Genomic DNA, 8171 nt, shown 5'->3' with positions numbered 1-8171 from the left:
CCTTTAACCTTTCTTTTCTTCCTTGTGCTTTCTTCTGAATAATTTACGTATACATATAGGGGAAGTGGCAAAAAAATGTTAGGGATTTTTTGTATTTGGATGATCGCCTGTTATAGGACTTGCACTCCTGGTGATTTCTAAAAAACTACTTGTTTAGGTTCTTGTGGACCTCTCACTTGAAGGGAAAGAACTATGCAACCTGAAACTTATCGTTTGCGTCATGTGGCGTTTGTTGGAAACTATGTGCCACGTCAGTGCGGAATCGCTACTTTCACTAGCGACTTATGTGAACATATCGCTCGAGAATTTAAATCTACGAATTGCGCTGCGATCGCGGTGAACGATATCCCTGAAGGGTATGAATACCCATCACGAGTTCGCTTTGAACTCGACCAGGATGATATCGCATCTTATAAGCGAGCAGCCGAATTTCTCAACATTAGTGGTATCGACCTCGTCAGTCTTCAACATGAGTTTGGAATTTATGGCGGTAAATCCGGCAGTCATATCTTAGCTTTTCTGCGTGAATTATGTATGCCAGTCGTGACAACCCTTCATACCGTACTCGACGATCCGGACGAGGATCAGAGCGCGATCATGGCTGAAATGTCAGAACTTTCCGACCGAATTGTCGTTATGTCTGAGCGAGGCGTGGACTTCCTTCGCAATATCTATCGAATTCCCAAAGAGAAAATCGACCTTATCCCTCACGGCATACCAGATGTGCCGTTTCTCGATCCGGCCTATTCAAAAGATCGGTTTGGGGTCGAAGGTAAGTTCGTTATCCTAACCTTTGGATTGCTGTCATCAGGTAAGGGGATTGAGACAGTAATTGAAGCCCTGCCATCGGTCATCAAGCGCTACCCGAATGTGGTTTACATCGTTTTGGGCGCCACCCATCCAAATACGATCCGCTATGAGGGAGAAGCTTACCGCGAATCCCTAATTGCCCTTGCGCGTGAAAGAGGGGTAGCCGATAATGTTATATTAGAGAACAGATTTGTTTGCCTAGATGAGCTGGTTGAGTATATCGGAGTGGCGGATATCTACGTCACACCTTACCTTAATCAAAAGCAGGTTGTTTCTGGAACTCTCGCCTATGCGGTGGGAATGGGCAAACCGGTTATCTCAACTCCTTATTGGCATGCGGAAGAGCTGTTGCGTGATGGTCGCGGGCTTATTGTTCCTTTTAAAGACGCCCAGGCGACCTCTGAGGCAATATTGAATTTATTGGACAATGAAGCGGAACGCCATGCTATTCGAAAAAGAGGCTACTTGCTCGGGCGAGGAATGACCTGGCCAAGTATTGCGCATCTCTATATGAAAAGTTATGAGAGGGCACGCAAAGAGCGAACTCAGCACCGCCATAGTCTATTCATCACTGATATGCTCGATAAACGAACCGACGAACGCACACCGCTTAAGCTAGACCATGTTAAGCTTATGACGGACGATACGGGAATGCTGCAACATGCGGTTTTCACCGTTCCCGACTATGTCCAAGGCTACACCACCGATGATAACGCTCGGGCTTTACTGGCAATGGTGTTTCATGAGGATTCCGGAGAAGCGGAAACCCAAGATACACATCAACTTGCCACAAGGTATATGGCTTTTCTTTGGAACGCTATAAACCCCGACAATGGACGTTTTCGCAACTTTATGTCCTATGACCGGCGATGGTTAGAAGATGTAGGTTCGCATGACAGCCATGGCCGAGCAATGTGGGTGCTTGGGGCGGTACTTGGCCGTTCAAAACATCCGGGATTGCGTGGGCTGGCAAGCCGTCTCTTCAATCAAGCCTTACCTCCAATAACATCTTTTACCTCCCCGCGCTCATGGGCATTTATTCTAATTGGTCTGCATGAGTATCTTCGTAAATTTAACGGAGACCGAACTGTCCAAAGTTTACGAAAAGAGCTGGCCGGTAGGCTGATGGATTGCTACCGAAAATATTCCTCATCAGACTGGCCATGGTTCGAAAATAAGTTAACTTATTGCAACGCAGTTTTACCGCATGCGATGCTCCTCTGCGGAAAATGGATACCGGATCACGAGATGCTGGAAGTCGGTCTTCGCTCACTTGAGTGGCTGGCAGCAACTCAGACATCCGAATACGGCTATTTCGTTCCGATTGGCAGCAATGGCTTTTACACTCGGGGTGAGCCGAGGGCAAATTTTGACCAGCAGCCTGTCGAAGCGCAGGCAATGATTTCGGCATGCCTTGAAGCCTATCGAGTAACTGAAAATGAGCGCTGGTGTTATGAAGCACAACGTGCATTTGATTGGTTCCTGGGTGACAATGACTTGCAACTACCACTTTATGATTATGCATCAGGTGGTTGTCGCGATGGTCTCCACCCCGATCGAGTGAATCTCAATGAGGGCGCTGAATCGACTCTGTCGTTCGTTCTGTCCCTCCTGGAGATGCGCTTATCTCAACAACAAACGGGGACTGACAATGGGAAGCAAAGCATACGAAAGCGATCACCAAACATTATTTCGACGGTTTGTGCACAATCCATTATTGACGGCTGAGGATTGGCCATACGCTGTCAATACGGTTTTTAATCCCGGAGCAACTTTGCTAGCTGATGGGACGACTTTACTCTTATGCCGCGTTGAAGACAGACGAGGGTTATCGCATTTGTGCGCCGCTCGTTCTAAAAACGGTATCGACAACTGGGAAATTGACCCTCATCCAACTCTAATTCCCGACCCGGAACGAAACCCCGGAGAGATATGGGGTCTTGAAGACCCGCGTATCACTTATGTACCTGAGCTTGACCAATACGCAGTCGTCTATACCTCCTTTTCAAAGGGAGGCCCCGGCGTATCAATAGCGCTCACAAAAGACTTTGTCAGCTTCGAGCGCTACGGAGTGGTTATGCCGCCGGAAGATAAAGATGCCACACTTTTACCCCATCGAATCGGTGACAACTGGGCGCTTATTCATCGTCCAGTAACCCCATTAGGCGCGCATGTATGGGCATCTTTCTCACCCGATCTGCGCCACTGGGGCAGCCATAGGCTAATACTTGAAGCTAGACGAGGCGCTTGGTGGGATGCCAATAAAATCGGCCTTTGCTGTCCTCTTATCGAAACGGAAGAAGGTTGGCTCATGCTTTATCATGGCGTGCGCTCTACAGCCTCCGGCTCACTTTATCGAGTGGGTTTAGCGCTTTTTGAATCAATGACTATCGAGAACTGCCTGCTTCGCTCCGATTCATGGATTTTTGGGCCTGAAAAACCCTATGAATGGTTCGGCGATGTTGGCGGGGTTGTGTTTCCTTGTGGTTATACGGTTATGCCCGATAAAGATACAATCAACATCTACTACGGCGGCGCTGATACCTGTGTCGCATTGGCACAAGGGAGTATTCGGGAACTCCTAGCATGGCTTCATGAACATGGCCGGCCTAGTGTTGCGGTTCCTGAGTGGTAGGAATTAACCGAGTAAAGAATCCTGACTTCGGTCGGCTTCCGGATTTTTCAGGATTCTAAGTTTAACAAGTAACATTCGAAGCGGGTCGAAGAACTTATCTGCAACTCTCTCCTTTAACGGGATAATCGCGTTATCGGTGATGCGAATATGCTCAGGGCAAACGTCCGTGCAGCACTTGGTGATGTTGCAATAGCCGATTCCCATGTTGTTGCGAATGAAATCCATCCTTTTCAGATTATCATAAGGATGCATGTTGTAGTTAGCTAGCTTTACAATTTGGCGCGGGCCATAAAAGTTATCTTTTAGCTCATGCTCGCGCAGAACATGACAGACGTCCTGGCATAAGAAGCACTCGATGCATTTCCTATATTCCTGCTGACGCATAACATCCATCTGATGCATTATAAACGGCTTAGGCGCATCCGGTTTTGGGGTAAACGGAGGAATTTTTTCTGAGATGTGATAATTCCAAGAGACATCCGTGACAAGATCTTTGATCTCGGGGAAGGTAAAAAGCGGGCGAACGGTTATAACGCCATCAATCGTCGCTTCATCGAGGCGTGTTTTGCACATGAGAGCAGGCTTGCCGTTAATTTCCGCGCTGCAAGAGCCGCATTTAGCCGCCTTGCAATTCCAACGACATGCGAGGGTGCTGTCTTTTGTTTGTTGGATTTGATGTATCGCATCCAACACCACCATACCCGGCAAAACGGATACGGCATAATCCCTCATCTCCCCCCCGCTGCTGTCACCTCGAAACACCCGAAGTGTAACTGTATCCATTCGAACCTCTTCTTCTAGTGCGTAGTTCGTATTGCGTATTTCCGGATATGTATTTGCTTTAAGCCACGTCATTCCGAGCTTGTCGAGAAATCTTCCAGAAGACCCTTCGACTATGCTCAGGGTGACATGCCTTCGCTAACGCTGCGGCACGGAGGGGGCGAAGCCCCCTATCCCGAATTCCGGAATACGTACTACGCAATACGCAATACGTTCCCCCATTATCCTTCTTCAAACAGCTTTGCCAGATGTTCCGGCATTTCTTGGACTGGGCGAGTTGTGATTTCTAATGCGCTGTCTACTTTCTTGGCGATTAAGTTCTTTTTGCCCCATTCAGGGTCTTTATCGGGGAAATCGCTTCGCCACTGGGCGCCTCGGCTTTCCTGACGCATTAATGCGCAGAGCACGATGATTTCGGATGTCTTCAAAGCGAATTGAATATCACGCGCGGTTTGCCAGCCTGGATTGTAACCGCGATCTCCTTCAACGCCGATATTCTGAGCCCTAGCTTGGAGTTCTTTTATCTTCACTAAGCAAGCTTCTAGCCCATCGGCTCTTTTTTCGATCATCGCGCCTACCTGCATGGCATCTTGCAGTTCGCTTGTAATCGTATAAGGGTTTTCCAATCCGTTGTTTTCGAGCGGCCGCAATAGTAATTTTGCTTCCTCTTCAATAACTGAGGCATCGATTGCCCCAAAGTCCACCGTTTTTGAAAACTTTGCAGCGCCTTCGCCTGAGCGTTTGCCAAAAACCAAAATATCTGATAGGGAATTGCCACCCAAACGATTTGCTCCATGTAGACCGGCAGAAACCTCACCGGCAGCAAAAAGTCCCTTAACTGTGCTTGAGCATTCCTCAGGCTCGACCCTGACTCCACCCATCACATAATGGGGCGTCGGGTAAACCTCCATCGGCTCTTTGGTTATGTCCACATCTCCGAGGGCATGGAATTGTTCATACATGCTCGGGAGCTTGCTCTTGATATAGTCTGCGCCGCGATGAGTGACATCGAGGTAGACAGCTCCGTGCTCCGTCCCTCTACCGGCTCTGACTTCCTTATAGATAGCTCTAGCGACAACATCACGTTTCATCAAATCAGTCGGACGTCGGTTATTTTTATTGTCATGAACCCATCGGTCGGCCTCTTCGGGGGTTTCAGCATACATGCCTTTCGCTTCCGGCGGCATATACTCCGGATTGAACATGAAGCGTTCACCCTTACTGTTGCGCAGAATGCCGCCTTCCCCTCGAACTCCCTCGGTAACGAGAATTCCACGCATTCCTGGAGGCCAAACCATTCCGGTGGGATGGAATTGCACCATTTCCATGTCCATTAGTTCAGCGCCGGCATCAAAAGCGAGCATCACCCCGTCACTGGTGCTCTCCCATGAGTTGGAGGTCACTTTATACATGCGCCCCCAACCACCGGTAGCAATAACAACTGCTTTAGCTTTAAACAACAGGAAATCGCCGCTAACCCTGTCGTATCCAAATGCCCCCACAACTCGGTCGCCATCTTTGAGAAGCTTGGTAAGGGTGCACTCCATGTGGACATTTAAACCCAGGCTGACAGCCTTTTCTTGGAGCGTTCTGATTATTTCCAGCCCTGTCCTATCGCCGACGTGGCATAAGCGCCGATAACGATGTCCCCCAAAGGGTCGTTGTGAAATTAAACCTTCAGGTGTGCGATCGAAAAGCGCTCCATATCGCTCCAATTCGTAGATGCGATCGGGGGCTTCTTTTACGAAGATATCGACCGTTCGCCAGTTGTTGAGGAAATCACCACCTCTCATGGTGTCTACGAAATGGACATCAGGGTTGTCGCCATCATGCATATCGTCGATAGCAGCCGCAGCTCCGCCTTCAGCCATGACCGTATGAGCTTTCCCTAGAAGGGACTTGCACACAACGCCGACTTTGGCGCCGGATTCGAGACCGGCAATCGCCGCTCTCAGTCCTGCGCCCCCGGCGCCTATAATCAGCATATCGTATTCAAATGTTTTGTAATCTACCATGACTTTTTTTAGAAGAACCGGAAATCGCGGATAATGCCCGCCGACACAAATCGAACGTATAAATCAGATGATGCCACTGTGAGCAAACTCGTCCAGAACCAAAGAGCATGTCGCTCGTTGAGTTTGCTGACGATCCTCCACAGCAGGTATCGGGTTTTTGCGGCGCTCGAACATGAGAAACAGTTCACCGCACCGCCGATCAGATGCCGAAGGGAATGACATGAAAACGTATAAGCGCTGACCAGCACCACATCAATCAGGAATAAAAGCGTCCCCACGCCCATCCCAAAATGGGTCACACCCGCGGCATCTTTATAGAAAAAGGCTTCATACAAGTCTTTGACTAAAAAGATAATGATGATAATCGCGGCATAGAGTGCAAAACGGTGTAGGTTTTGCATGATAAACGGAAATTCTCGTTCGCCTTTATAATTCTTTCGAGCAACCGGTTCCTGAACCGAGCATGCGGGTGGGTCCATGAAGAAAGACCGATAGTAAGATTTACGGCAATAGTAGCATGTCAGGCGAAAGCTCAATGGGAAGACAAGAATATAAAGCGCCGGGGAGAGGGTGTAGCTTCCGATTGGCAGCTTCCATGGAATATAGGGTGAATAAAAAGGCGAAATATAGAACGGCGCTATGTTGCTGAAGCCCTTTTCAATCAAATCGCGCGTCTCGAAGAAATTGTTCTCGAAGGCCCGAAAAGTTGAGTAGCAGACAAAAAGGACGAGGGCGATTACAACCAGCGTTGGTTCAATCCACCAACGGTCGCGCCTATCAGTGAGGGAGCTTGGTTGTGTCTCTTCCTCTCGATGAACGATATCAACCGGCATGAGACCTCCTACGCACCTACAGTATTTTTACTATACCACTTGAAAGTCGGATTGACGAGTGAAAAGTACTAATAGTGGGCGATTAATGTCATATAATCCCGACATTATATGGAACAAAGATAGTAGGATTGCTTGCCTATAACGGTAAGTGAACCTACAACACATCATGGCATATCGGCGAGAAGCCAAGGGATTGGCAATTTCGACATGAATGATGGATAAAGGGAGTTGGAACTGATGGCCGAAGAGACTAAACAACCGCTCAACGTCGTAGATGGTAAGGCTACCCCCCTCGCAGAGGGCGCCGCTAAGGGCAAGAAAAAAGAAAAAAAGGTTAAGGAAAAAGGCAATGGCAAGGGCAAAGGCAAGATATTGATTTTCCTCGTCCTGATTTTGGCTATTGGGGGTATAGGCGTAGTCAAAATGAAATCCAATAAGCCAGGCCATAAAGTAGAAGAAAAACCTAAATTGGGCGAATCCCTTGTCTTAGAGGAGTTTCTACTCAACCTCAAGAACGAACACTACCTTCGTATGACCATCGCTCTTGGTTTATTAGAAGGCACAAACGCCGAAGGGATGAAAGAGAAAGAGCCTGAAATTCGAAATGTGGTCATCATGCTTGCCTCAGACCTTACGATGGATGAATTAGGATCAACCGAAGGCAAACTGAAGCTTGCCGAGGAAATCAAAGCCAAAGTCAATGAAACGCTTTCCGGAGGCGAAAAAGACGCTAAACCGGTGGTGCTGGAGATTTTCTACTCCGGTTTCGCCATGCAGTAACCCACCAGTCTGTATATGGCATTCAAATCTACAGCTCTGATGCAATTCAGAGCTATCATAAATCTTCGAGCACTTAATATAGTATTGAACTAAAAAAGCCCCTTCCGATCACCAGAGGGGGCTTTTTAAGTTCAAAATAGGGGTTCTATGAAGGCATAGAGAGAGTATGACGTACTGACTATTAGCCAGACGCGGTGCAAAACTACTCTTTTCGGCCTCCCCTATTCCTTCCCTTCATAAACCTCTAATCCACCCCAAATCAAACAATTATTGAAAAAAGTCCAAAAATCTGTCCGGTTTTGCCCTCGAAAAACGAAT

The 8171-nt window shown here is 48.0% G+C and carries 6 protein-coding genes; 3 read left to right on the top strand and 3 right to left on the bottom strand.

From position 1 onward, the window contains the following. Window positions 1-192 precede the first annotated feature (192 nt). Window positions 193-2538, top strand: a complete 2346-nt coding sequence (locus WCO51_06975) for a glycosyltransferase family 4 protein (GenBank protein ID MEI6513003.1) — start codon at window positions 193-195, stop codon at window positions 2536-2538. Beyond that, complete coding sequence (locus WCO51_06970) at window positions 2462-3445, top strand: glycosidase (GenBank protein ID MEI6513002.1); 984 nt, start codon at window positions 2462-2464, stop codon at window positions 3443-3445. The genes WCO51_06975 and WCO51_06970 overlap by 77 nt, the downstream gene beginning before the upstream one ends. Before the next feature lie 3 nt (window positions 3446-3448). Here WCO51_06970 and WCO51_06965 read toward each other — a convergent pair whose 3' ends face one another. The 3 genes from WCO51_06965 to WCO51_06955 form a co-directional block, all read right to left on the bottom strand. After that, complete coding sequence (locus tag WCO51_06965) at window positions 3449-4228, bottom strand: succinate dehydrogenase/fumarate reductase iron-sulfur subunit (protein ID MEI6513001.1); 780 nt, start codon at window positions 4226-4228, stop codon at window positions 3449-3451. Window positions 4229-4446: 218 nt separating this feature from the next. Continuing rightward, on the bottom strand, window positions 4447-6240 hold the full coding sequence (locus WCO51_06960; GenBank protein MEI6513000.1) for a fumarate reductase/succinate dehydrogenase flavoprotein subunit: 1794 nt from the start codon (window positions 6238-6240) through the stop codon (window positions 4447-4449). A gap of 8 nt (window positions 6241-6248) precedes the next feature. Continuing rightward, window positions 6249-7073: a succinate dehydrogenase gene (locus WCO51_06955; protein MEI6512999.1), complete on the bottom strand. Its 825-nt coding sequence runs from the start codon at window positions 7071-7073 to the stop codon at window positions 6249-6251. Between the two features lie 237 nt (window positions 7074-7310). Here WCO51_06955 and WCO51_06950 point away from each other — a divergent pair, with 237 nt between their 5' ends. After that, the gene (locus WCO51_06950; GenBank protein MEI6512998.1) at window positions 7311-7853 is read left to right on the top strand and encodes a flagellar basal body-associated FliL family protein; all 543 of its coding nucleotides are present in this window, start codon (window positions 7311-7313) and stop codon (window positions 7851-7853) included. Window positions 7854-8171 lie beyond the last annotated feature (318 nt).

The organism is bacterium, assembly GCA_037131655.1.
In the GTDB taxonomy this organism is placed as follows: Bacteria; Armatimonadota; Fimbriimonadia; order Fimbriimonadales; family JBAXQP01; genus JBAXQP01.
This window is presented reverse-complemented; position numbering and strand designations above follow the sequence as displayed.

What these genes read in the sequence shown, in the direction of transcription:
- WCO51_06950 (MEI6512998.1), top strand. Translation starts at nt 7,311, where the DNA reads ATGGCCGAAGAGACTAAACAACCGCTCAACGTCGTAGATGGTAAGGCT.
- WCO51_06965 (MEI6513001.1), bottom strand. Translation starts at nt 4,228, where the DNA reads ATGGATACAGTTACACTTCGGGTGTTTCGAGGTGACAGCAGCGGGGGG.
- WCO51_06955 (MEI6512999.1), bottom strand. Translation starts at nt 7,073, where the DNA reads ATGCCGGTTGATATCGTTCATCGAGAGGAAGAGACACAACCAAGCTCC.
- WCO51_06960 (MEI6513000.1), bottom strand. Translation starts at nt 6,240, where the DNA reads ATGGTAGATTACAAAACATTTGAATACGATATGCTGATTATAGGCGCC.
- WCO51_06975 (MEI6513003.1), top strand. Translation starts at nt 193, where the DNA reads ATGCAACCTGAAACTTATCGTTTGCGTCATGTGGCGTTTGTTGGAAAC.
- WCO51_06970 (MEI6513002.1), top strand. Translation starts at nt 2,462, where the DNA reads ATGGGAAGCAAAGCATACGAAAGCGATCACCAAACATTATTTCGACGG.